The sequence below is a fragment of the Spirosoma litoris genome (assembly GCF_054776755.1).
Map to the genome: position 1 here is coordinate 54,175 of NZ_BAAHBI010000001.1, position 23,289 is coordinate 77,463.

The 23,289-nt window shown below is 47.5% G+C and carries 24 protein-coding genes; 12 read left to right on the forward strand and 12 right to left on the reverse strand.

Annotation, left to right across the window (positions count from 1 at the left end; genetic code table 11):
- Nucleotides 1-37 precede the first annotated feature (37 nt).
- The 7 genes from ACYVGR_RS00270 to ACYVGR_RS00300 all read right to left on the reverse strand — a co-directional run bounded on the left by ACYVGR_RS00270 (nucleotide 38) and on the right by ACYVGR_RS00300 (nucleotide 5,118).
- Nucleotides 38-3,010, reverse strand: coding sequence for a hypothetical protein (locus ACYVGR_RS00270; RefSeq protein ID WP_460952945.1), 2,973 nt, complete (start codon nucleotides 3,008-3,010; stop codon nucleotides 38-40).
- 78 nt (nucleotides 3,011-3,088) lie between these two features.
- Complete coding sequence (locus ACYVGR_RS00275; protein WP_460952946.1) at nucleotides 3,089-3,520, reverse strand: hypothetical protein; 432 nt, start codon at nucleotides 3,518-3,520, stop codon at nucleotides 3,089-3,091.
- 12 nt (nucleotides 3,521-3,532) lie between these two features.
- Complete coding sequence (locus ACYVGR_RS00280) at nucleotides 3,533-3,769, reverse strand: hypothetical protein (RefSeq protein WP_460952948.1); 237 nt, start codon at nucleotides 3,767-3,769, stop codon at nucleotides 3,533-3,535.
- Nucleotides 3,766-4,059: a hypothetical protein gene (locus ACYVGR_RS00285; RefSeq protein WP_460952950.1), complete on the reverse strand. Its 294-nt coding sequence runs from the start codon at nucleotides 4,057-4,059 to the stop codon at nucleotides 3,766-3,768. The genes ACYVGR_RS00280 and ACYVGR_RS00285 overlap by 4 nt, the downstream gene beginning before the upstream one ends.
- A 4-nt stretch (nucleotides 4,060-4,063) precedes the next feature.
- The gene (locus tag ACYVGR_RS00290) at nucleotides 4,064-4,198 is read right to left on the reverse strand and encodes a hypothetical protein (RefSeq protein WP_460952951.1); all 135 of its coding nucleotides are present in this window, start codon (nucleotides 4,196-4,198) and stop codon (nucleotides 4,064-4,066) included.
- On the reverse strand, nucleotides 4,195-4,569 hold the full coding sequence (locus tag ACYVGR_RS00295; protein ID WP_460952953.1) for a hypothetical protein: 375 nt from the start codon (nucleotides 4,567-4,569) through the stop codon (nucleotides 4,195-4,197). The genes ACYVGR_RS00290 and ACYVGR_RS00295 overlap by 4 nt, the downstream gene beginning before the upstream one ends.
- 33 nt (nucleotides 4,570-4,602) lie before the next feature.
- Nucleotides 4,603-5,118: a phage antirepressor N-terminal domain-containing protein gene (locus ACYVGR_RS00300; protein ID WP_460952955.1), complete on the reverse strand. Its 516-nt coding sequence runs from the start codon at nucleotides 5,116-5,118 to the stop codon at nucleotides 4,603-4,605.
- Between the two features lie 19 nt (nucleotides 5,119-5,137).
- On the opposite strand from ACYVGR_RS00300, the gene ACYVGR_RS00305 reads away from it, so the two are divergent.
- The gene (locus ACYVGR_RS00305) at nucleotides 5,138-5,521 is read left to right on the forward strand and encodes a hypothetical protein (RefSeq protein ID WP_460952957.1); all 384 of its coding nucleotides are present in this window, start codon (nucleotides 5,138-5,140) and stop codon (nucleotides 5,519-5,521) included.
- Here the strand turns inward: ACYVGR_RS00305 and ACYVGR_RS00310 are convergent.
- Together ACYVGR_RS00310 and ACYVGR_RS00315 are read right to left on the reverse strand one after the other, a co-directional pair.
- Entirely contained in the window at nucleotides 5,466-5,813 is a 348-nt protein-coding gene (locus tag ACYVGR_RS00310; RefSeq protein ID WP_460952958.1) for a hypothetical protein, read from the reverse strand. The two genes, ACYVGR_RS00305 and ACYVGR_RS00310, sit on opposite strands and share 56 nt — an antisense overlap.
- Nucleotides 5,810-6,058 (reverse strand): hypothetical protein, encoded by a 249-nt coding sequence (locus ACYVGR_RS00315; protein WP_460952959.1) that lies wholly within the window; start codon nucleotides 6,056-6,058, stop codon nucleotides 5,810-5,812. The genes ACYVGR_RS00310 and ACYVGR_RS00315 overlap by 4 nt, the downstream gene beginning before the upstream one ends.
- Before the next feature lie 116 nt (nucleotides 6,059-6,174).
- Between ACYVGR_RS00315 and ACYVGR_RS00320 the strand changes: the two genes are divergently transcribed.
- A complete protein-coding gene (locus tag ACYVGR_RS00320) occupies nucleotides 6,175-6,882 on the forward strand; it encodes an XRE family transcriptional regulator (RefSeq protein ID WP_460952961.1) in 708 nt (235 codons plus the stop codon).
- A gap of 232 nt (nucleotides 6,883-7,114) precedes the next feature.
- On the opposite strand, the gene ACYVGR_RS00325 is transcribed toward ACYVGR_RS00320, so the two are convergent.
- The 3 genes from ACYVGR_RS00325 to ACYVGR_RS00335 form a co-directional block, all read right to left on the reverse strand.
- A complete protein-coding gene (locus tag ACYVGR_RS00325; protein ID WP_460952963.1) occupies nucleotides 7,115-7,513 on the reverse strand; it encodes a hypothetical protein in 399 nt (132 codons plus the stop codon).
- Between the two features lie 326 nt (nucleotides 7,514-7,839).
- Nucleotides 7,840-9,081, reverse strand: coding sequence for an MFS transporter (locus ACYVGR_RS00330; protein WP_460952965.1), 1,242 nt, complete (start codon nucleotides 9,079-9,081; stop codon nucleotides 7,840-7,842).
- Nucleotides 9,082-9,314: 233 nt separating this feature from the next.
- On the reverse strand, nucleotides 9,315-10,229 hold the full coding sequence (locus tag ACYVGR_RS00335) for a pirin family protein (RefSeq protein ID WP_460952967.1): 915 nt from the start codon (nucleotides 10,227-10,229) through the stop codon (nucleotides 9,315-9,317).
- 191 nt (nucleotides 10,230-10,420) lie between these two features.
- On the opposite strand from ACYVGR_RS00335, the gene ACYVGR_RS00340 reads away from it, so the two are divergent.
- From ACYVGR_RS00340 to ACYVGR_RS00385, 10 genes are all read left to right on the forward strand, one after another.
- Nucleotides 10,421-11,323 (forward strand): MBL fold metallo-hydrolase, encoded by a 903-nt coding sequence (locus ACYVGR_RS00340; protein WP_460952969.1) that lies wholly within the window; start codon nucleotides 10,421-10,423, stop codon nucleotides 11,321-11,323.
- A gap of 71 nt (nucleotides 11,324-11,394) precedes the next feature.
- Complete coding sequence (locus ACYVGR_RS00345) at nucleotides 11,395-12,057, forward strand: arginine-tRNA-protein transferase (RefSeq protein WP_460952970.1); 663 nt, start codon at nucleotides 11,395-11,397, stop codon at nucleotides 12,055-12,057.
- 53 nt (nucleotides 12,058-12,110) lie between these two features.
- Complete coding sequence (gene dinB, locus ACYVGR_RS00350; protein ID WP_460952972.1) at nucleotides 12,111-13,190, forward strand: DNA polymerase IV; 1,080 nt, start codon at nucleotides 12,111-12,113, stop codon at nucleotides 13,188-13,190.
- Nucleotides 13,191-13,549: 359 nt separating this feature from the next.
- Nucleotides 13,550-13,684 carry a hypothetical protein gene (locus ACYVGR_RS00355; RefSeq protein ID WP_460952973.1) on the forward strand — a complete coding sequence of 45 codons (135 nt, stop codon included), beginning with the start codon at nucleotides 13,550-13,552 and terminating at the stop codon, nucleotides 13,682-13,684.
- A gap of 208 nt (nucleotides 13,685-13,892) precedes the next feature.
- Nucleotides 13,893-14,084: a cold-shock protein gene (locus tag ACYVGR_RS00360; protein WP_460952975.1), complete on the forward strand. Its 192-nt coding sequence runs from the start codon at nucleotides 13,893-13,895 to the stop codon at nucleotides 14,082-14,084.
- Between the two features lie 212 nt (nucleotides 14,085-14,296).
- Complete coding sequence (locus tag ACYVGR_RS00365; protein WP_460952977.1) at nucleotides 14,297-14,953, forward strand: RNA polymerase sigma-70 factor; 657 nt, start codon at nucleotides 14,297-14,299, stop codon at nucleotides 14,951-14,953.
- A gap of 58 nt (nucleotides 14,954-15,011) precedes the next feature.
- Nucleotides 15,012-16,022, forward strand: coding sequence for a FecR family protein (locus ACYVGR_RS00370; protein WP_460952978.1), 1,011 nt, complete (start codon nucleotides 15,012-15,014; stop codon nucleotides 16,020-16,022).
- A 31-nt stretch (nucleotides 16,023-16,053) separates the two neighbouring features.
- On the forward strand, nucleotides 16,054-19,455 hold the full coding sequence (locus tag ACYVGR_RS00375; RefSeq protein WP_460952980.1) for a SusC/RagA family TonB-linked outer membrane protein: 3,402 nt from the start codon (nucleotides 16,054-16,056) through the stop codon (nucleotides 19,453-19,455).
- Between the two features lie 19 nt (nucleotides 19,456-19,474).
- Complete coding sequence (locus tag ACYVGR_RS00380; protein ID WP_460952982.1) at nucleotides 19,475-21,082, forward strand: RagB/SusD family nutrient uptake outer membrane protein; 1,608 nt, start codon at nucleotides 19,475-19,477, stop codon at nucleotides 21,080-21,082.
- An 84-nt stretch (nucleotides 21,083-21,166) separates the two neighbouring features.
- Complete coding sequence (locus ACYVGR_RS00385; protein WP_460952983.1) at nucleotides 21,167-23,278, forward strand: outer membrane protein assembly factor BamB family protein; 2,112 nt, start codon at nucleotides 21,167-21,169, stop codon at nucleotides 23,276-23,278.
- The last annotated feature ends 11 nt before the right edge of the window (nucleotides 23,279-23,289 follow it).

Here is a 23,289-nt window from a genome sequence, read left to right on the forward strand (position 1 = left end):
TAATTGATTTATGGTGAACAGTTAATTAATTGCTTGCTTAAAATCCCAGATCGGTATCCATTCCTTTCTCTGTCAGAGCGGACATTTCGCCATTTTTGCCGGGTGTTTGGAGGTAGACGTACTCGATCATGGTTTTTTGCTCGGCTTTGACCCAGGCGTTATTCTGCCAATTCATTTTAAAGCCCTTGAAGGTGATGCGCTGAGCATCAGCCCGGTAGCCCTTCAGCTCCGAGGGGCAGAGCACATAGCCTTTATAAGCACAGTAAGCCTCCAGTCGGCCTTCCCATTTCTGGGGAGTGATGTTGTTGGACACTTCCCGTTTATAGGTCTCAAATGCCTGGTGACGTTGTACGTAACAGTTGAGCGTATCGTTATCAGCCGAGAAATACACATCGGCCCAGGCTTCGAACTCAGCCCCAATGCGCGAGCGGTGGGCGTTAGCGATCAGCTCAGCCATCGGCGGCTCGATCTTGCCGTGCTGGAGCCAGAGTTGCACGCAGCGGGCCATTAAATTCAAAAAGTGATTCCACTCCTCCGCTGAGAAATCCTCTTTAAAAAAGCGTATCCCAAACTCGTCGATCGGCTTGCGCTCCTCACGGTATTCACCCCCCGGATTGTAGTGGAAATAATCGCTGTAGGCCATAAACCAGATACGCCTGCGGGTCGAGGTATCCGCACGGAGGGGCGGGAAGTTGGAGGTAATATGGAGCTTGGGAGCCAGTTCCTGGGGGATGGTAAAGCCCTTTTTTCCTTTCGGGTTCACCTTCATAAAGCTGGTAATGAGCGAAAAGAAGAACTCGAATTCGATGTATTTCTGGGCATCATCGAGCAGAATCTGGTCGGTATGCTCAGTTACGTTCTCAAAAATGTGCGGGTTCTGGGTTAGGCGGGGGTTCCGTCCGTCCAATGTTTCCGCTTGCATTAGGTGCAGCAGCGCTGCTGCGGCCAGGGATTTACCTGTACCACCGTGAGACTCTTCCGTGTCCCGAATCAAATAGTCCGTGCTCCAGACGCAATACGCGTTGGCCGGGTCTTTGTAGCGGTGCAGCAGATAGCCCAATGCGGCCAGCTTATTGGCCAGGTGCAGCTGCTGTTTTTGGCGCTCATCTTCTTCGAGCATCGGGCCTGCCAGGTTGAAGCGGTGCGCTTCCCGGTAGGGCTTGCGGAGCGCTTCGGAGAGTGTGTCTAGTTTCTCCTCAAGTTCTTTCCGCCAGAACACTTTCGAGACTAAAATCAGGTACTGAAGGAAAGCCCCGTTTGTGTGATTAAGCGTCAGTTTAAACGGAAACTCAGCCGATTCATCTGAACGGTCAACCCTAAACGCGGGGTCGTCCAGCTTCACCTGGTGCGGAATCACCTCATGTTCCCACACAAACCGACCGGCTTTTTCGGGCTTGTGCTCGATGATGGTATCCTTGCGAATTTCCCAGCAAACGTTCTGAAAAAACATCCACTGAGAATTCGGGCAAAAGTCCTGAAAGTCCAGTTTTCGCTCCGGCAGCTGCTCCAGCATACCGTCGGATAGATCGGTGGTTCGGGCGAAGGCAGTCCGCAAATCCCAATCCAGGTGGCGCTCTTCCAGGAACGTCCTTACGAAGGCACCAATGTCTTTGGTTTTAACCTGCTTGACAATATTGCCCGACACGTGAATGAAAATGGTCTCCGGATTCGAATTATCGTGCAGCCGGGAGAAGCCGTTCCGATACAGGAAATTTAAGAGCAACACCGGGTGGGGGGTGTACTTCATGACGGGCTTCCCCTTGCGGTAAATGGGTTTATCGCCCTTACCCATTTTCTGAGCTTCGTCCCAAAACTTGTACGGATAGGCATTTTCGACCAGGCCCGCAAACTCTTTCGCCCTGGCATAGCGCAGGTAATCCCGAACGTCCTTGCAGGGGTTGCCCCGCCAGTCGCGCTTCTGATTCAGCCACTCCGGGAGCCAGATCGTGCGCAACTCCAGATGCTCCATAGCCAGCGCATGGGCTGTATTTATGCCAGTCGGGTCCAGATCAGGCAGTTGATAGAACGTTTCGGTCAGGCCATCTTTTCCGGCGATGATCTTGTAATCCTTTTCGGTTAACTTATCTGTCTCCGAATTCTTCCAAACCACGTTATAGCCCAGAGCCGCTACGTTCAGCGCATCCGATCCGCCCGACATCAGGATGATTTCTTTTAGCTTAAAATCTTCCTTCCGGGCTTTTTCCTTGTCAGCCTCCGTCAGCTTATCATAGTTTGACGCAGAAGCCGCATTTTCCTCCATGACCTTGCGCTGATGCTGAGCCAGGCCGTGCAGGAAGGTGGCGGGTTTGGTGCCAAAATACCGAAATCGGAACTCCAGCTTAGTTTCCTTGGGCTTGTAGATTTTCTTAAACTCCTGCTCATCAAAGCAGAAAATGGGGTAAGCCTCCGTCGAGCGAAATTCCTTGATAACCAGGCTTTGGGTTTTACTGTCCCTACCAACATACCGATAAGCGGCCAGGCTCCGAAAATGGTAATAGGTGCACAGCTGCTGAGCGGCCACCATACCCACCTCATCGACAGACTGGTTGATTTTGTTGTCGTAGGATAACCGCTTCCAGACCTCGTTGCTAAAGATGCTCTTTAATTCAGCCAGGCTAAATTCTTTAAAATCCAGCTCAAACCAGTTTTCTTCGATGCCCGCCGGTGCCGGTTTCTGGCGATACTCGGCCCGAACGGTAGTGGTGCTGTTACCGTCGACGGTTAAATTAAATTCGGTAGCGATGAGCTTACAGGCGGCAGGAAAATCGCAATTATTGAGCTTCATCACCACGTCGATGGCGTGCATGGCCCGGTCAGCTTCGCCGTGGTTTTTGACCCACCAAAGCCCCCCGTGCTCATAGAGCGAACACGAGGCTTTGGTATCGTAACTATCAAATCGAAAAAGTCTTTTTTTACCAACGCATTCCAGGGCATCGGGAATGAATTTGGTAATCACGTCGAGTCCACCTTGGGTGGCTTCGAAAATATCCTGTGCCTTTACAAAAGCCATAGGTCAGGTACTTTAAAAAGAAAAGGGTAAGTAAATAAGTACGGTAACGGTGGGTACGGAATGGCGGTCCAGTCGGGTTTAGCGACTGGAGATTGGTGAAGCCAAGCGCTGTTGCAATTCGCTCATTATTTTATACTCCAGCTCTGATCTACTTTCGATTACTCCTTTACTGATTACCCCTAAAATGCCATCCACAGGACCAACTGGTCGATCTGCTATCTTTTCTTCCATAAAGACCCGCCAGCGATTCAGTAGATAAATCTGCGATTCGAGCAGGGTAATTTCCTGATCCGTGCAGCAGCAGTTGGGTATTATGTCAGGTAGTTGGCTTTCAATCGCACCGATCAACTGCAAACATTGATCCGTCGAAAGTGGATAATCGTCTGGCTTTTGCTTACCGAGCACCAGGGGAATCTGGCTGGTAATAGTTCCGGTAATCATTTTGCACTGGCAATACTTTAGCTTGACAGTACGAGTAGCATCAGGGCTACCCATGTGAGGAGTTGACATGCAAAAGGTTGTTTAGGGGTAAATCGGTGTCATGCCGTCGAGACCGCGACGGCTGTTGATAATTTCCTGAGCCTGTTGGATGGTCTGCTCGACGTGGACAATGAACGAAGCCACATAGGCTGTATCCTTCAGATTACTCTCTCGCAATAGTTGTAGTTGCTGACCAGCTTCCTGACAGAACTCCTCCAGTACGTCGGTGGGCGCATTGTCGGGTACGTGGCCACTATTCAGGATGGACTGAATGCTCATTGTACCGGCAGTTTTACCAATAGCTTAGCAACTGTCTTGCTACCGGATCGATGGCTCCATAGATTTTCTACAACCACATCTGTGGTTCGATACAGCACGGCAGACAGGTCGATTGCCTTCCCGGATATGGTTATCATCCGACGCATTTTGTCAATACGCCCAAAACCTGTATGCGGGGTGATTGTCGCAACAACGGTATCATCATTACCTCCTGTATCGGTAGCTGAGAGGCTTGCGATAAATTTATCAAGCTCAGGAGTTGACTCGCAATCGTTAAAGGTGACTTTCATGGGATTACTGTTTTTTGGTATTGAAAAAATGAGTGGCGTAGAGTACAAAAAGCAGCAGGAGCATAGCCCCAACGAGAATCGTTTCGGCCCAGCCAGGATGGGTGTTTGCCCAGATCAGGAATCGATCATGAAGACTCATAGCTGAAACGTGATTAGGGTGCAGCCCTCCAGAAGGGCCGTTAGAAACTCGTCGTAGTAGTTCTCCCGTTCAGTATCCTCGCTGTTTTTAGCCAGCGCATGATACAGCGTACAGTAGTGGGCAATCAGTTTGCGTTGGCCGTGGGTTATGACCGCATTGACGATCTCATCCGGAAGTAGTCGCTGAATCTCGATCAGCTCAAACAACGTGAAGGGGATTGGCTGCCAGCCCAAGCCCTTGGCGGTAATGTCTAACTCCAGTTGAGCCCGGAGAAAGGTCACGCCTTCTGACTCCATCGAAACGCAGACCAGCGAATCGTTGGTTAGCTTCGCGCGAACTGGGCGTACAGGCAGATTGATTGGTTGATTCATGGTTTATCGAACAGTTTAGAAAATGCGGGGAGACTAATCCCAGATCGAGAGCTGAGAATCGAGATTGCGTAGCTGGCGACCACTGTCTTTTACTTTCTTCTGAGCAGCCAGGACAGTTTTGTAAGCAGATGTTTCTTTCAGGGCTTCCATTGCCCGTTCCAGCTCCAGTTCGGCTTCGGTTTTCTGGTGCAGTGTCTGAATACGTTCGGCTAGAGGACCGTGGAAATGATCATAAAGTACTTGGTAGCATTCCTGCTTAAAAGTCAGCAACTGCTCACTGTTGGAGTTGATCGAAAACAGCCAGCCATACACCCATTTTTCGGGTAGACTAATCATTTGCTGTATCCTTCCTGATGAGTCGTGCATAGGCTGTTTAGCATACACACCGCCTAAAATTTGATCTTCTTTTAGGTTCTTATATTGGCGGTCATAGTTGACTCCCAGTGCTTCACAAATGGGCTTTACGGCCACCCAGTACGTGCCATCTATTGCTAGAAAGAGCAGGGTTCGGCCATTGAATTCGAGGAATTTTTTGGTTTGCTTTGTCATGGATTTAAACAATCATTAAGTGGCACAGACTACAGAGTTGTTAGCAGAGACCTTTTATGGCCCTTACATTGGCGGAATAACTCAAAGCCCTTCCTGGATTGAGATAAATCTTCGGCGAACAGGGCGTGATATGGCGCAGTTAATCAGAGAGGCCAAGGGATTAGAAATGCCTACCGTTATTTATCCAGCTGGTGGCTATGTATTGATACTGAAGGGCTATCAGGATTATCAGCATGCCCAAATGTGCTTCATACATTTCAGCCTGGACTCGGAGGATTTTTTTGTCTACTTCGGAGCTGCGTTTTCACCACAACTCATAAAGGCCATCTTTGAAACTCAGCAGAAAATCAAGTCTCGTGGTCAGGATTATCAGGAGTCTGTAATTTTGACCGATGAGCTTTAAGCTCCTCAAAGCATTTCGCTAAATCACCAAATGGTTGTGCGTCATCTAGCAGTATCATATCATCCCGTGATGGGTATGGTTGCGGCTCAGATTGCCCACCAATAGTACCTTCATCAAGTTCAAGCTGACAGATACGCTCTTTTTGATAAGCAATAATTGTTTGGCGAAAAAGTGGATCATCAATGTAGACCTGAATGTCTCGGCCCTGACCATCAATAAAGGCAATGCCTAATCGTCGCGTTTGCTGAATCTCAGCAAGCCACATTTTTTCGGCGAATAGAAAGAGGCTCATTGCTTTACAGGGAAATATTTGGCGACTTCTTCTTCCATCCAGGCCAGCTCCGTGTCGGATGTACGGGTAGTGCCTGCTAATCGCGCCCGAAAGGCTACTGGGGCGACATTATAGCGAGTACAGAAAGCAACCTGTACCTGTTTTTGCTCACCCCTATTTAACCGTTCATACTCGGCTCGGAACGCTCCTGTATTTTTTAGGAGCCGCTCGCCTGTTGTTTCTTGCGTTATGCTCTCGTTTGACATAGATTTGTTTGCTATCGTTCGTAAGTGATAGCAAATATTGTACAAATTGTACAATTGTACAAATCATAAAATGTACTTTTTGTGCATTTGTACAAAAAATACACTCAACTACCTGAATGTCAGTAATGATTGATGCTCCCAAAATCCGCCATCATATGCGGACTAAAAATATTTCTGTGTCTACAGTAGCCAATTCTGTAGGGGTAGATCGAAGAACTATTACTACCTATCTAGACACAGGAATTATTAAAAAAGAAGAGCTGCTTGAACCAATAGCTAAGGCGCTGAAGGTCAGCGTAGATTGGTTACTTTCAGAGGTGATGGCCAATGATGGAGAACCGGGTATCGTAACAACTGGAAATATCGCTTCAATTAGGCCGAATTTAAAAGAGTTCTATAGGCCAGTTAAATTACTATCCGCACGTGCCCAAATGGGAATGCCTTTAATGACACATGAAACCTTCAATTTAAACTGGCTAGAAGAGACCTATCCCGTTTTTATGCCAACCATTGCTCTCGACGAAAGACATCTAGTCATTGAGGTTGTTGGCGATTCAATGATACCTGAAATTAAGGATAGGGCTTTAGTTTTATCTGAAGCAGTTGCCACAAATGATATAAAATATCAATCAGGAGCAGTATATGCTGTACTCTATGCGGGCAATCATTTTGTCGTCAAGCGTATCAAGACAAATGATTTAAATGTAAATGGTACCCTAACACTGTGGTCTGACAATGAAATGCACGGTAAGATAATCCTTCATGGAGAGGATATTATACATGTGTGGAAAGTCATCGAGAAGGTAAAGGAGCCTGTGAGGTAACTATTTGATCGCCATTACAATCAACAGTGCCGCACTACTGGCGAAATGCCTGATGAGCTAAAGTAAATAATACCTATTCATTTCCTAATTCATCCTTAATGCATTGATAATCAGATATGGTTCAAGTCCCGTCGGGACTACGAAAAAAAGCCGTTTCTGAAACAGAAACGGCTTTTTTTCGTAATAGGGTCAAAATCATTTATACAAAAGTCTTCTCCCAAGGTATTCACGACTAGAACATCATAGCCCCCAGTGTCACTTTAGCAGCGGGTGTCAAGGATATATAGCGACTAACGCCATTATCGACTACCTGCCCCAGGGGTTTACCTTTTATGGTCAGATTAGTGGTAGTTCGATCAAGGCTGACAACCAGAACATTAGCAAATGAATAAGCGATTTTCGTTTTACCTACCGTACCCTTAATCGTAATAAGTACGTGTTGATTATCCTGTTGACTAGCATTTAACGTGCCATTTGGAATCAGGTCAACGACCGTTGGCGATTGATAGTCAACCAGTTGATAAGCTCCTACGACTAAATCTGTTACATCTGGTCCAACATCTTGGGCGCAGGAAGCCAGTAAACCGCATAAGATGATAAGTAGACCAGCTTTCTTCATAAAGAAATTCATTCAGGTTGATTGATAATGTTTATATAAGCCTTATTGCCCTAAGTTACCATTTTCAGTATTGGTAACAAAAAAAACGCCGACCTTAAAAAGGCCAGCGCTTTAACATCCCACCTAGAAGACCATAAATAACTTTCCAGCTAGTACTTGTCCAATTTAGATTCTAGAGATTCTTTCGATTCTAATTGATCGTTTAGGTACTGATTATCAATAGAGTGATGTCAATATAATCCGCTAGAATCAACAAAATCTACTTTGGTAAAGCACTAGCACTATGTATGGCTAAACTTGTTCAGTAGACATCTCACTATCTATCATGTTGTTGTACACTAGCGGTTTGAAGTAGGTTTTTTCACCGCCACCAATGTTATCAGTGCCGACAGCAATAGTGAGCCAGCCATGAAAATGTACGAAGCCCCGAAGCCGCCAGTGGCCCCATTCAAATAGCCAACAATGTAGGAGCCGATGAATGAACCCAGCGCCCCTAAGCTGTTAATCAAAGCCATAGCACCACCCGCTACGTTTTTGGGTAATATCTCTGGAATAATGGCGAAGAAAGGGCCATAAGGTGCATACATAGCCCCACCAGCAACGATCAGCAATGTAAATGACAGCCAGAAATGATCGGCGCCCAGCAGGTATGACCCGTAGAAAGCCAGAGCGCCAATTAATAGGAAAGGCCAGACAAACGCTTTTCGATTCTGGGTTTTATCCGAAAAATAGGAGGCACTCAGCATCCCGATAATGGCCAGTACATAGGGCACCGAAGACAACCAACCCGTTTTAACAATCGTCATGTTAGGGGCCGCGTTCAGAATAGACGGTAGCCACATCACAAACCCATATACGCCAATGCTCCACAAAGCGTACTGCAAACTCAGCAAAATGACCACCTTCGATTTAAAGGCTTCGGCATAGTTTTTTACGGGCTTAATTCCCTGCTGCTCTACTTGCAACTGAGTCGCCAGTTCCTGCTTTTCTGACTCTGTTAACCAGTTGGCATCCTGTGGCTTGTCGTCAACGAGTCTCCACCAGAAAAAAGCCCAGATAATAGCCGGAAGTCCTTCCAGAATAAACATCCACCGCCAACCAACGGACTGAATTAAATAACCGGACAGCACTGACATCCAGAGAATCGTAGCCGGATTTCCCAGAATCAGAAACGTATTTGCCTGCGATCGTTCGGCTTTGGTAAACCAGCGACTCAGGAAAAGCAGCATAGAGGGCATCACCGCACTCTCGACCACACCCAGCATAAAGCGAATGGCAATCAACGCATTCACGTTGCTGATAATGCCTGTTGCCATAGCCAGCCCACCCCACAGAATCAACGACCAGAAGATCAGCTTCTTGGCGCTCCGATTTTCGGCGTAAACCGCCCCCGGAACCTGGAAGAAAAAGTACCCTAGAAAGAACAGAGAGCCTAACAACGACGACATGGAAGGCGTAATGTGCAGATCGGCAGCCATGCCGCTAGCGGCTCCAAATCCAAAATTAGCCCGGTCTAAGTAGGCCAAACTGTAGGTAATAAAGGCAATCGGTAAGAGTCGGTACCACCGAGATTTAGCCATTCTTTTGTTAAGTTATGCTGACCGCTTCAGGCCGCCTGGTTTTAGGAAATGAGGTATTTACCAACCGAAAAGATTCGTACTGGGATTACCCTACTGAATAGTGTCGTTTTTATCTTATTTATACCCAAACCAATCGCAAAAAGTATCAGGCCTTTCGCAGAAAGCCGTGCCACGGTTATTTCTCAGATAAACCATGGCACGACTTTCTGCGAAAGGCCTGCGTACTTTTCTTTTCAGGAAAGGGGCTGGGGTGGTGGGGTTCCGGCTGGCTTTGATTTGTCGCTGGGTAAAGGAACAAATTCGGCATTGTCATTTGGAGGCAGGGTAATACGACCCGCCAGCCAGTCGGCTTTAGCCTGTTCAATCCGCTCAGAGCGTGACGAAACAAAATTCCACCAGATAAACCGCTGTCCCAAAGGCTCGCCACCGAGCAGCATGAGTGTACAGGTTTCGCGGGCAATCAATACCGGATCATTACCCGGTGTAAACGCCAGTAATTGCCCGACTCCATACGTGCGTCCACCTACCTCTACGCTTCCTTTAGCCACATAAACACCCCGTTCGCTATAACCCTGTGGCAACCCGAACCGAGCGCCAGGTTGCAGAACTACGTGTGCATAAAACAAAGGCGAATGCACTTTTACGTTATTTCGAAGACCAAATACATCTCCGGCGATCAACCGTAACCAGATTCCTGTATCGGTAAAAATGGGAAGTTCGGCCGATGCGTAGTTTTCGAAGGTTGGTGTCTGTTCTTCGTCGGCCTCGGGCAGGGCCACCCAGGTCTGAATCATTTCCAGCGAACCACCGACCAAGGTAGCCGGGTCTTCAAAGCGTTCAGAGTGGGCAATACCTTTTCCGGCAGTCATCCAGTTGACTTCACCCGGTTTTATGATCTGCTGCACACCCAGACTATCCCGATGCGTCACCTGCCCATCGAACAGATAACTGACTGTAGACAAACCAATGTGTGGATGAGGCAACACATCCATGTTAGGTACCTGGTCGGCGGTAAAACTGACTGGGCCTGCATGATCCATAAAAATGAATGGCCCAAGCATACGCCGAAGTCGGTACGGCAAGATGCGCCGAACAGCAAATCCATTACCCAGAGACGCCTGACGTGCGTCGATGATTTGATCGAGCATAAAGTAGTAGGGATAAATGAGAAGGCTATTTCCCCATAGCTAAAGTAAGAGATATATCGATTGTGACGACGTGATGTCAGCTACTTATAGCTAACATCACATCAATATTGCTCCGTTGTATTGGCTTTTTGAGTATCTTTCAAATCAGTTCGCTATTCTCTTAAAGACCCTAAACCAGCATTAAAAATCCCATGAATCGTCGACGTTTCGTTCAACACACTGCGCTGACCTTAAGTAGCGTATCGCTGTTTCATCAGGCCTTGTTTGCCAGTCGATTAGCCGATGATCCCTTCAAAATGAAGACAGTGCGCGACAATGTGGGCGTCTTCACCGAAAAAGGCGGCACGATTGCCTACCTCCGAACCAAAGAAGGCTGGGTAGTTGTCGATTCAGAATTTCCTGAACAGGCGCAACATTTGATTGACGCCCTCAAAAAAACAGACGATAAGGCATTCCCTTTACTAATCAATACGCACCATCACGGCGATCATACGTCCGGAAATATCGCCTTTAAAGGCATGGTTAGTCATGTGGTTGCTCACGAGAATTCATTGAAAAATCAGAAAGTTGTTGCCGAAAAAGCGAAAACGGAAGACAAGCAGCTCTATCCCGATACCACATTTAAAGATGGCTGGAAAACCAAAGTGGGCAGCGAGCGCATTCGGGCGTATTATTTCGGGCCGGGCCATACGGATGGCGACGGGCTAATTCACTTCGAAAATACCAACGTCCTGCACATGGGCGATCTGATGTCGAATCGTCGGTATCCGTTCATTGATAAAACAGCTGGTGCCAGCATCAAAAACTGGATTACCATTCTCGACAAAACCTTAACAACCTTCGATAATCAGACCATCTTCGTATTTGGCCACGCCTTCGATCCCGAAAAAATTACGGGTAACAAAGAAGACATCAAGGCGTTCAAAGACTATCTCGAAAAGCTACTGGTATTTGTAGGCAACGAAGTGAAAGCAGGCAAACCCAAAGAGGAAATTCTGAAAGCAACTGTTATTCCGGGCGTAACCGAATGGCAGGGCGACGGCATCATCAGAAGTCTACAAGCCGCCTATGATGAGATAACGACGGGCAAGTAACCCACATCACGACAATAATCAGCACGAACGTACCGGGCCGCTGACGTTCGCGTCAACATACCCACCTGATCATGAAAGGATATAAGCTGGATTTGTGCCTGAGCAAAGGGTATTTCCGGATGCAGCAGGACATTTTTACCTGCCGATTTGTGTTGTTCGATGATTCGCTTTGTGCGGTACACTGGCTACGCATTGTACTGGACGACGTTACCTATGGAACGAAACAACTCAGGCTTTTACGCAGTAATGAGAAATTCTCCATTGCCGTTAAGCCGTTTGTCCTTTCGGATGAACTGGAAGATCTGTATGCGCTATATCGAGGTTCCATTAATTTCGACGCGCCCGAATCAGTTGAATCCTGCCTGCTAAACGGAGCCATCGATAGCGTGTTTGATACCTATGTCATTGAAGTGCGAGACGGTACCAAGCTGATCGCAGCCGGGGTTTTCGACAATGGCATCCACAGCATTGCGGGCATTATGAATTTTTATCACCCTGATTATCGTAAACACAGCCTGGGAAAATTTCTGATACTCCAGAAAATGAAGCACGCCCAATTGCACCATAAAGCCTATTATTACCCCGGTTATCTGGTCAGCAATTACCCCAAGTTCGATTACAAATTGTTTGCCTGCGAACCAGCCACCGAAGTCTTCGATAGCATTCGGGATCGTTGGCTGCCTTTTTCGTGGGAAACAGTTGGCGCTCTGGCCGATTTATATAGAAATAGTTAGTCTCGAAAACAAACGCCTGATTTCTCCAGTTGGCTCTACCGCAGCTTACATTGATGGAACAGCCTACTATCCGAAAAATCATTCACGTTGATATGGACGCCTTCTACGCGTCGGTTGAACAGCGTGATAACCCCGATCTTCGGGGAAAGCCCCTGGCTGTGGGCGGTTCCCGGCAAAGGGGCGTGGTTGCGGCTGCCAGTTACGAAGCTCGTCAGTTTGGCGTCCGTTCGGCGATGGCTTCCTCAATCGCTATTCGCAAATGCCCGGAGCTGATTTTTGTAAAACCTCGCTTCGATGTGTACAAATCGGTTTCCAGTCAGATACGCGGCATTTTTGCCCGTTTTACCCACCTCATTGAGCCGCTTTCGTTGGATGAAGCCTATCTGGATGTAACCGATAGTCTAACCAACTCAATGACAGCTACACAAGTGGCCAAAACCATAAAAGAACTGATCAAAGAGGAAACCGACCTGACAGCATCAGCGGGCGTTTCGTACAATAAATTTCTGGCAAAACTGGCCTCCGATTATCGAAAACCCGATGGCTTATTTGTCATTAAACCACATCAGGGATTAGCCTTTGTAGAGAAATTGAATGTAGGCCAGTTTCATGGAATTGGACGCGTAACAGCGGAGAAAATGAACCAGTTAGGCATCTTCACGGGTCTGGATTTGCGCCAGAAATCGGAAGCATTTCTACTGGAACACTTTGGCAAAGTGGGGCACCATTATTACAACATTGCGCAGGCTATCGACAACCGCCCAGTAACGCCAGACCGAGAACGAAAATCGGTTGGCTCAGAAACTACCTTTGAGCAAGACCTAACTGAGAACGCCGAACTGGAGGCCGAATTAACGCCATTGATTGCCAGCGTCTGGAACTACTGCGAGCGAACCGGCGTGTTGGGTCGAACCATTACCTTAAAGGTGAAATATGCCGATTTTCAACAGATTACCCGCAGTCGGACCGCCCTTAGTAGTATCGCCGATCAAGCAACATTCACCAAAATCAGTATCGACTTACTAACTTCTCTATTTCCGGTGACCAAAGGCGTTCGATTGTTAGGCGTCTCGTTATCAAGTTTACAAATAATAGCCAGCGTGCCGAGTGGCCAGTTGAGTCTAGATTTATAGTTGCCAGTAGTTGCCTTACACTTCCTATGTATACCTCCAAGATATGACATATCCCAGCCTCCCTCGCCAATCAGGGAGAGGTTACTAATTTGTCAATTAAATCCCTTTGGCAAATGGATATCGTAAGCCTTTTCAACAGCTAAAAAGCTCTACGTGTACCAAGCTATCGCTTCGTCACCCAAATAATCTCTTAAGATACTTATGAGATTATATTTACCATTCCTGCTTCAAGCACTTTAAGGCCAATACATTCCCAGCGCTTCAACTATTTAGCGGTAGAGGCAGAGTAGGCCTCTTACCAGACAACTACCTTTTTACATTAAATACCATCATTCATAAAACTATTTCCCTGGTAACTTATGGAAAACGCACAAGCAACAGTAAAAAAAACGAAACGACCTTATAAAACACCCCAATTAAAAGCAATTGGGACGGTGCAACAATTAACATTAAAAAATGGGTCGAATATAGATGGGTTCGGCGGTCAATTTTAAAAAAGGTGCATAAGTTTAATACACCGCCGGTAACATCGATCTGGGCGGACAGTTGAGTAAGGAAGGTTTGTGCACAAGGAAATTTATTTACCTTATCCATTCAACGCTGGGCTTTGATCCAGTACCATGACAGTATAATTTCAAAAATCTATTATTACAGTAGGAATTGTAGTTTATTCTGCCGACCTTTATCCTAAATTCAAATAAAATGCAAACAGGAACTGTAAAATTTTTTAATGAGACCAAAGGATTTGGGTTCATTAACCCCGATGATGGTGGTGAAGATATCTTTGTCCATGCTTCAGGTCTGACTGATCAAATCCGGGAGAACGACAAAGTGAAATTCACTGTCGAACGCGGAAAAAAAGGCCTAAACGCCGTAAACGTAGAAATTGCTTAATCGAAAGATCTATCAATATATACACTGTAAAAAACATGCTCCAAAGGCATGTTTTTTTTTGCCCTAATGCGCCAACTCCCTACCTACATACGTCTATAGTGCAGGGATAATAGATCGTGTTAACAGAATTATAAAAATAATTTCTTGGTCGTATGGGGTATGCCAGTCCAATTTTGTCATAAGGTTGTACTATAAAACAGACCTTGTAGCTGATGGAAAACTTATCCCCGTTTTCTGACGCTCCCAAAGCGTTTCCGTTTGCTATGCCAGAAGAAGCGAACTCCGTGCCGCTATCGACAGACGACCCGGAACTGCTTATTCGGCGTGGTTTTGAGCAAGACCCGAAACTGGGCTGCGAATTGCTCTATCATCGCTACTATCAGAATTTGTGCAGCTATGCCGTTCGATTTGTGCTATCGAAAGAGGTAGCGGAAGACATCGTGTCCGATGTGTTTTTAACCTTTTGGAAAAACGCCACCTACCAGCAAATTACGGTCTGTTACGGGGCTTACTTCTACCGGGCGGTGCGTAACCGAGCCTATAATTATCTGCGGCAGGAACTGAATCGTAACCAAACATTCGATCCAGACACCAACGAAGATTTCATTGATACTGATACCCCGGAAGCCATCATCCATTTCCAGGAATTGACGCACCGACTCGATACCGAAATTCAGGCTCTTCCCGCCCAATGCCGCCGGGCGTTCATGCTCAACCGATACGAGGGGAAACGCTATAGTGACATTGCCAAAGAACTGCATATCAGTCAGAAAGCGGTTGAGCACCTTATTAGCCGGGCACTGACCCGCCTGCGCACTCACCTAACCAGTGAATGGCTCATTCTACTCAGCCTCATTTCTTTTCTTTAATCCCGATATGGGGTCAACCTGTTCGAATCTGTCGTACTGAAAATGACCGTTGAAAGCCATGCCAGAATCACCACCCAAACAACTTCTTTTTGACTTCTTTGCCGGAAAAAGTACAGCCCCACAAAAACAGTGGATTGCCGACTGGCTAAAGGAATCTGACAATAGGACGCTGTACTACCAGTATCTCAACGAGTGGGAAAGTCAGCATCCACAATACCGTGCCGATGTGCAACCCGCACTCGATCGTTTCCGGGCCGCTGTGCAGCAGATTGAGACTGCACCAGCACCAACTCCATTTGTCGCCGTCTCGAAAGGGGATTCCTGGAACAGTCGATCGATCTGGTTTTGGGCGGCCTCGATCCTGTTAGCCCTATCGATTGGCGGTTATCTGAGTCGGGATTTGATTCGGTACGAGACCTATCACACGGCTTATGGCGAAACAAAATCGTTTCAGTTGAGCGACGGAACCAGTGTTGCCCTCAATGCCAATTCTGCGCTACGGGTGCCGCGCTGGGGCTTTGGTCAGCGTGGTCGGGAGGTAAAACTGGATGGTGAGGCCGAGTTTAAGGTAACGCACCTGGCCAATCATCAGCGGTTTGTTGTCAGAACCAGCAACGACTTTGCAGTAGAAGTACTGGGTACTGAATTTGTCCTTTACGCCCGCGACCAGCGCCGAAAAGTGGTTCTTAGCCAAGGGAAGGTAAAAGTGACCTATCAGGCGGGAAAACAGGTAGTTATGAAGCCCGGCGACTGGGTGTCTCTCGGCGAATCGGGTCAACTACAACGCAAAAAAACGGAGCGACCCGCTACGTTTTCCAGCTGGAAACAACACAGTTTTACGTTCGACCAAACAAGCCTATCTGAAATCAGCCAGCTTCTTTACGACAACTTTGGTTTAACTGTTCACATTACCGATTCCACCCTGGCCCAGCGCCAAATCTCCGGTGTGTTTGCGGCTGAAAAACCAAATGAGCTGATCGAAGACCTCGCCGATTTCTTACACCTAAAAGTTACCCAAACTCCAGAAGGCCTTGCTATTCAGCCCTATACCAATCAATCCGATAACTAACTAATTGTAATTCCTAAACCCTCTTACTCACATGATGCGACCATTACTCAGCTACTTCCCCGTAGTTGTACTGGTACTCCTATTGACCAGCGGTGGCTTACCAATCCAGGCCCAGTACCTGGCATCGGCCCGTTCACTAAACCAGCAACCCACGCGTCCGACAACGGCAGTTCGTGTTCTTAAAGACGTTCTGAACGAATGGGGGCTAGCCTTCGGCGTCAATATCCTCTACGAAGAATCGACGATTGAAGGACTAACGGTATCAATGGATGCCGTTCGCCAAAATGGAAAACTGGAGCAACGGCTTGATAATCTGTTAAGACCCTTTCGGTTAACGTACCGCAAACGGGGCAAATCGTATCTGATTACGCCTGTCAAAAACCTGGACAATGCCCAGGCCCAGAGCACAAGCCTACCCATTAACCAAACGGCTGAGTCACCAGTCCCGCTTTCGGTAGATGGTATTGCTCAGGCATCAATCGTCCGTATGCCTGCGCAACGAGTAATTAATGGCCACATCACGAGCGAAACAGGCGATGGCCTTCCCGGTGTAAGTGTCGTTGTTAAAGGAACCACCATCGGTACCGCAACGGATGGAAATGGCATGTATAAACTTAGCCTACCCGATGCGGAAGCTAAAGGCACGCTGGTTTTCTCGTTTATCGGTTACGAAACTCAGGAAGTAGCTATTGGCAACCAGACCACCATTAACCTTCAGCTAAAGCCCAGTTCGAACTCGATTGACGAAGTAGTGGTGGTAGGGTATGGCACACAGTCGCGCCGGAACGTGACTGGTTCGGTAACTAAGATCGATATGAAACAGACTGAAAACCTGCCGAACACCAATGTGGCTCAGGCCTTACGGGGTCGGGTAGCGGGGGTTCAGTTCACCGATAGTGGTCGGCCTGGGCAGGGAGGGACTATTCTGATACGGGGCCAGCGATCCATTTCGGCAGGCAATAATCCGCTGATTATTCTGGATGGCATTTTTTTCGAGGGTAGTCTTAACGATATCAATCCTGGCGACATTGAGTCGATGGAAGTATTAAAAGATGCGTCGGCAACGGCGATCTATGGCGCAAGGGCCGCCAATGGTGTTATTCTCATTACATCTAAACGAGGCACCTCCGAAAAACCAACCATTCGGATTAGCTCCTATTACGGCGCATCTAATTGGAGCTACAAACCTAAACTACTGACTCCCGAGCGCTACATTCAGAAAACGTTGGATTGGCGAACTCAAAGTGGGCTGGATGCCGATCCAACCAAAATAAGTGGTTACCTGACAGCTACAGAAGCAAAAAACTATGCTGCCGGAATCACAATTGACCCCTGGAAAGAGGTGTCACAAACTGCCGGTATTCAGAACTATGACCTAAGTATCTCAGGACGGAGTGCCCGTACTAATTATTTCATTTCGGGGAATATTAACAACGATAAAGGACTGATTTATAATGACATTTCCAAAAGAACCAGCATTCGGGTCAATCTGGATAATCAGATTACCAATTGGCTCAAAATAGGCGTGAACGCCCAATTTGCGGAGCGCGACTTGTCGGGCAATGAGGGGAATGTGACTTATGCCTATGGAACAACCCCTTACAGCACTGTTTGGCTGGATGCTGCCCATACCGATCCTGCCCCCCTATCGAATGAAGATGGACTAATTGGTGGTATGCTGTTTGATGCCATTATCAAGAAAAACCGGGAGCTTCAACGCAATCTGTTCGCCAATTTTTATGCCATCGTTGATATTCCTTTTCTGTCGGGACTGACGTATCGTGTCAACTATTCGCCCAATTATCGCTGGTATAATCTGGACAACTTCACGCCAATCTATCAGCGCAACAGCCAGAACTATACGGGTAATGCCAGCCGACGAACTGATTTAAACAAAAACTGGGTACTAGAAAACATTTTAACCTATACCACACAACTTGGCACTTCCCATAATCTGGATCTGACACTGCTATACGGGCGCAATGAAGCCTATTATGAGACTCTATCGGCTACAGGCAACGATTTTACGGGTACCAGTGATGCCAATGGGTGGAATAACCTGTCGTTGGCGAAGATCCAAACCAATACGTCGTCGGCTTCCGATGTCAACGCAATCTCCTCCATGATTCGGCTTAACTATCGGTTTAAAGATCGGTATCTAGTAACCCTCACAACCCGACGTGATGGAAATTCAGTATTTGGCGCTAGCCATAAGTTTGGCATATTTCCATCGGCAGCTGTTGCCTGGATAGCTTCTGAGGAGCCTTTTTTCAAAGCGATTCCTATGATCAACATGCTCAAATTCAGAGCCTCTTATGGATCAGTAGGCAATCAGGCCATTTCAGCCTACCAGTCCCTAACGAAGCAAGGACAGGTACAATACGTTTTTGGCGACGGGGGTACAACCTCAACGGGCCTTTATCCGGCCAATCTGGCCAATCCAAACTTAAAATGGGAAACGACCATAACCACGAATTTGGGGGTCGATTTTGACATCTGGCAAGGTCGGATTGGGGGCACCATCGAATACTATAACATGGATACCAAAGATTTGCTGCTGAGCCGACAATTGCCTTCGCCTACCGGATTTGCCAACATCCTGACCAATGTTGGAGCGACCAACAATAAAGGGGTTGAACTCACACTCAACACCATAAATCTGAAAAAGGGCAAGTTTGAGTGGAGCAGCAATCTTACGTTTTCGACCAATAAAAATCGCATTGTTCATATTTACCAAAGTGACGTAAACGGCGATGGCATTGAGGATAATGACGTTAGCAATAAGTGGTTTATTGGAAAACCTATCTCTGTTGTATACGACTATCGGATAGTCGGTGTTTACCAGGTCGGCGATAATATACCGACTGGGCAAAAAGCAGGTTTCCTGCGGCTAGAGGATGCCAATGGCGATGGCGTAATTGATGCGAATGATCGGCAAGTTTTGGGAACATTGCAGCCAACCTATCGCTGGAGTGTGAGCAATTCAATCCGATATGGCCAATTCAATCTAATGCTGATGTTCAATGCGTTGCAAGGTTGGCTGGGTAGCGACCCACGGCTGGCACTTACCCAGAATGCAGGTGGCGTTGGCAATGGAAATCTTACCAGCAGACCCTCCAATTTTTTAGATACCGGCTGGTGGACACCTGAGAACAAATCCAATACAGTCTCATCGCTGGTCTACACAAATCCCTATAATCATGGCTACTATGAAAGTCGGGATTTTGTTCGGTTACAGGAGGTATCGCTTTCTTACGACTTTCCCCGTGCCCTGCTTTCTCGTTTAAAAATGAATAGCTTAAAGGCTTATGTGAGTGGTCGAAATCTATACACGTTCACAAAATGGCGTGGCATGGACCCTGAAAGCGGAAGCACCCCCAGCGATTTCCCCATGCCCCGTACTGTTTCCATTGGCCTAAACCTGAGTTTTTAATTTAAAAAAGACAGTCAACATGAAGATTCAATTTTTCCGATTGACCAAATGGATACTAGGGCTTGGGCTGGTTCTGTCTACGCAAGCCTGCAATGAAAGCGTACTGGACGAAAAACCAATTTCATTTTTATCGCCAGACGGAACGCTGGTCAGCAATGCCGGTTTTCAAAGTGCGATTACGGCTCTGCATCAAGGTATGCGAGAGTTGATGGCCCCTGATGATGCAAATAAATACTGGGCCGTACATTATGGAACAGATTTAGGATCGATTGGCCTACGGGATACCTATTTAAGAGACTATGCCGCACAACTTACCCCTACCTATGCCGCCGTCGATTACTTTTGGGAATGGGGGTATCTGACCATGTTACCCAGAGCCAACCAAATTATCGACTATGCGCAGCGGCCAACTGCCGTTTGGGCAAATGAGGCACAAAAAAATGCAGTCATTGCCGAAGCCCGTTTTTTTAGAGCATACACCTTTAACCTGCTTAGCAATCTGTATGGGGATGTCCCGATTGTTGATAAAGTTGCCACTGAGCCTAAAATAGATTATGAGCGAAACACCCGTAAAGATGTACTGAGCTTTGCGAAAGCAGATTTGGAATTTGCATCACAATGGTTACCCTTGACGGAACCCCAGCCAGGTCGTATTATAAAAGATGCGGCAGATCACTTATTAACCGAAGTCAACATTAGCCTGGGTAATTACGATGCTGCTATTACAGCCGCTACATCGGTCATTTCATCGGGGCGTAATCAGTTGATGACAGCCCGATTTGGTAGTGCTAAATCGCAGCCTGGAGATGTTATTTCAGATTTGTTCAAAGCGGGTAATGTGAATCGTTCAGGCGGGAATCTGGAGAATTTATGGGTCATTCAATTTGAATATCAGACGGCCGGCGGGCAAGGCTCTGGAGGGGGTAATCAATGGCTTCGTCACTGGGGAGTTCGCTATTTCGACGCTAAAGATCCATCAGGGGCTTCAGGAATGGTATTGGCCGATAGCTTAGGTAGAGGTGTTAGTTTTATCAGGCCAAGCAACCATATCATCTACGGAATCTGGGATGATCCAAATGATTTGCGCAACTCCCCTTATAATATTCGTCGGAAATGGTATTACAATAACCCGACGTCAAAATATTTCAGGCAAGAAGTAACGTTTCACGCTTACCTTGATACACTATATCATATTTTCCCCGGCTTCCGGAAAATTGAAAATGCAATTCCTAGTGCATCATCGGGTCAAACGAGTAATGATTGGCCAATGATGCGATTGGCTGAAACCTACCTACTACGGGCAGAAGCGTATCTACTGAAAGGTGATAAACAAAAAGCCGCCGATGACATAAATGTAGTCCGCAAACGAGCGAATGCAAAACCAGCGACAGCTTCTCAGGTTGACATAGACTATATTCTTGATGAACGCTTACGGGAATTGATTATTGAAGAGCCTCGCCGATTAACCCTCAATAGAACCGGTAAGCTCGTGGAGCGAACCCTCAAATACAATGATTTTCCCACAACCATAAATTCGATTCAGCCGAAAAACGGTCTTTTCCCCATTCCCCAAAAATTTATCGACGCTAATTTTGGTCGTAAAATAGCCCAGAATCCAGGGTATTAAAGGACTTGCCAGGACTTTTATGAAGTCCTGGCAAACCTACTGCCTGGATAATTCATTTGTCAATCTTCGGTATTTTTCTAAATCATGAAATACCTGCTCCTTATAGCGTCTCTATGCCTGATTGCCTTCCAGTTTAGGCATCTTCCCGATTTACCCGACACGAATTGGGGCGAATACAATGGCGACGGTGCCCGAAGTCACTTCTCGCCATTGACGCAAATCAATGCGGAGAATGTACAACAACTAAAAGTAGCCTGGACGTACTCATCGGGCGGAGCCGATACGGTAGGCAACCGAACCCAGATGCAATGCAATCCCATTGTTGTTGATGGCATGTTGTACGGTGTTTCAGCCAATACACAGGCGTTTGCGTTGAATGCCGCAACGGGTCAGGAAATCTGGCGAACGAAATTGACCGACAACGGCGGCACCACCAGCCGGGGTGTAACGTATTGGACTGATGGACAGGACAAACGGATTTTGTTTGGCGCGGGCAAATGGCTTTACGCCTTCGAGGCAAAGACGGGTAACCCCATTGACAACTTTGGCCAACGTGGACGCATCGATTTGAAGGAAGGCATTGAGCGACCCGGCGCTGATAATTATGTACAACCCAACACGCCCAATACTATTTACAAAAACCTGGTCATTGTGGGGGTGCGGGTATCCGAAGGCGAAACAGCTTTATTGGGCGATGTGCGGGCGTACGATGTTCGAACGGGTCAGAAAGTCTGGACATTTCATACCATTCCACGAGCCGGCGAATTTGGTTACGACACCTGGGCTCCGGCTAACCCACGCCAACGGTTGGGTGGTGCCAATGCCTGGGCGGGTATGGCCATCGACCGGGATCGAGGTATTGTGTACATCCCGACGGGTTCGGCGGCCTATGATTTTTATGGCGGCAATCGAAAGGGCAATAATCTCTACGCCAATTGTTTGCTGGCGCTGGATGCCAACACAGGAAAGCGACTCTGGCATTTTCAGTTTGTGCATCACGACATCTGGGATCGTGACCCACCGGCACCACCAAGTTTGTTAACGGTTGTTCAAGCCGGTCCCGACGGTCGGCCCCGAAAAATCGATGCCGTAGCACAAACGACCAAACAGGGCCACGTTTTTGTTTTTGATCGGGTTACGGGCAAACCGTTGTTTCCGGTCATCGAGAAAGCGTTTCCAACCGCTGCCATCGCTGGAGAATACCCTAGTCGAACACAACCCATCCCGACAAAGCCCGCGCCGTTTACGAAGCAATCATTCACCGAAAAAGACATCAATCCCTGGGCATCAAATCGGGACGAGATTGTGACCACGCTTCGAAAAGCCCATACAGGTAGCCCATATATTCCGCTGACATCAACCATGACTATCTTCTTCCCCGGTACCGATGGTGGTGCACAATGGGGCGGCTCGGCGGTCGATCCAGAGGGCGTGATTTACATACCCGCCAAGCAAAATCCCTGCTTTTCCTCATTGGTGCTGAAAGAGCAACCCACTGGTAACGCGTCGGTAACGGGTTCTCAATTGTACAGCTTGCGTTGTGCCGCCTGCCACGGTGCCGATCGCCGGGGAAACCACGATGGCTCTTATCCATCGTTGCTGGGTCTGGAAGCGCGACTCTCCGCCGATGCGGTTCATCAGGTGCTTCTGAAAGGTCGGGGAATGATGCCTTCCTTTTCGCACCTCCCGGAAGCCGAGCGCAAAGCCATTGTCGATTTTCTGTTCAACAAAGGCAATGCGACGCAAACGGTGAGCGCCCAGAAAGCGGGGCTGCCTTATCAGCATACGGGCTACAACAGATGGTACGACAGCAAGGGTTATCCCGTGAGCGCACCACCCTGGGGGACCCTCACCGCCATCGATTTAAATACTGGCGAACACCGCTGGCAGGTTCCTCTGGGCGAGTATAAAGAACTTACCGCCAGAGGTATTGCGCCAACCGGAACCGATAACTACGGCGGACCACTTGTAACGGGCAGTAATCTGTTGTTTATTGCCGCCAGTAAAGACGAGCAGCTACGGGCATTTGACAAAAAAACGGGTAAAATTCTGTGGCAGGTTCAGTTGCCAGCCGCAGGATACGCATCGCCTAGTACCTATTCGGTAGGAGGCAAACAGTACGTGGTCATTGCCTGTGGTGGCGGAAAATTGAATACGAAATCAGGAGATAAGTACGTCGCTTTTGCTTTAGAGTAAGTATCTGGGTT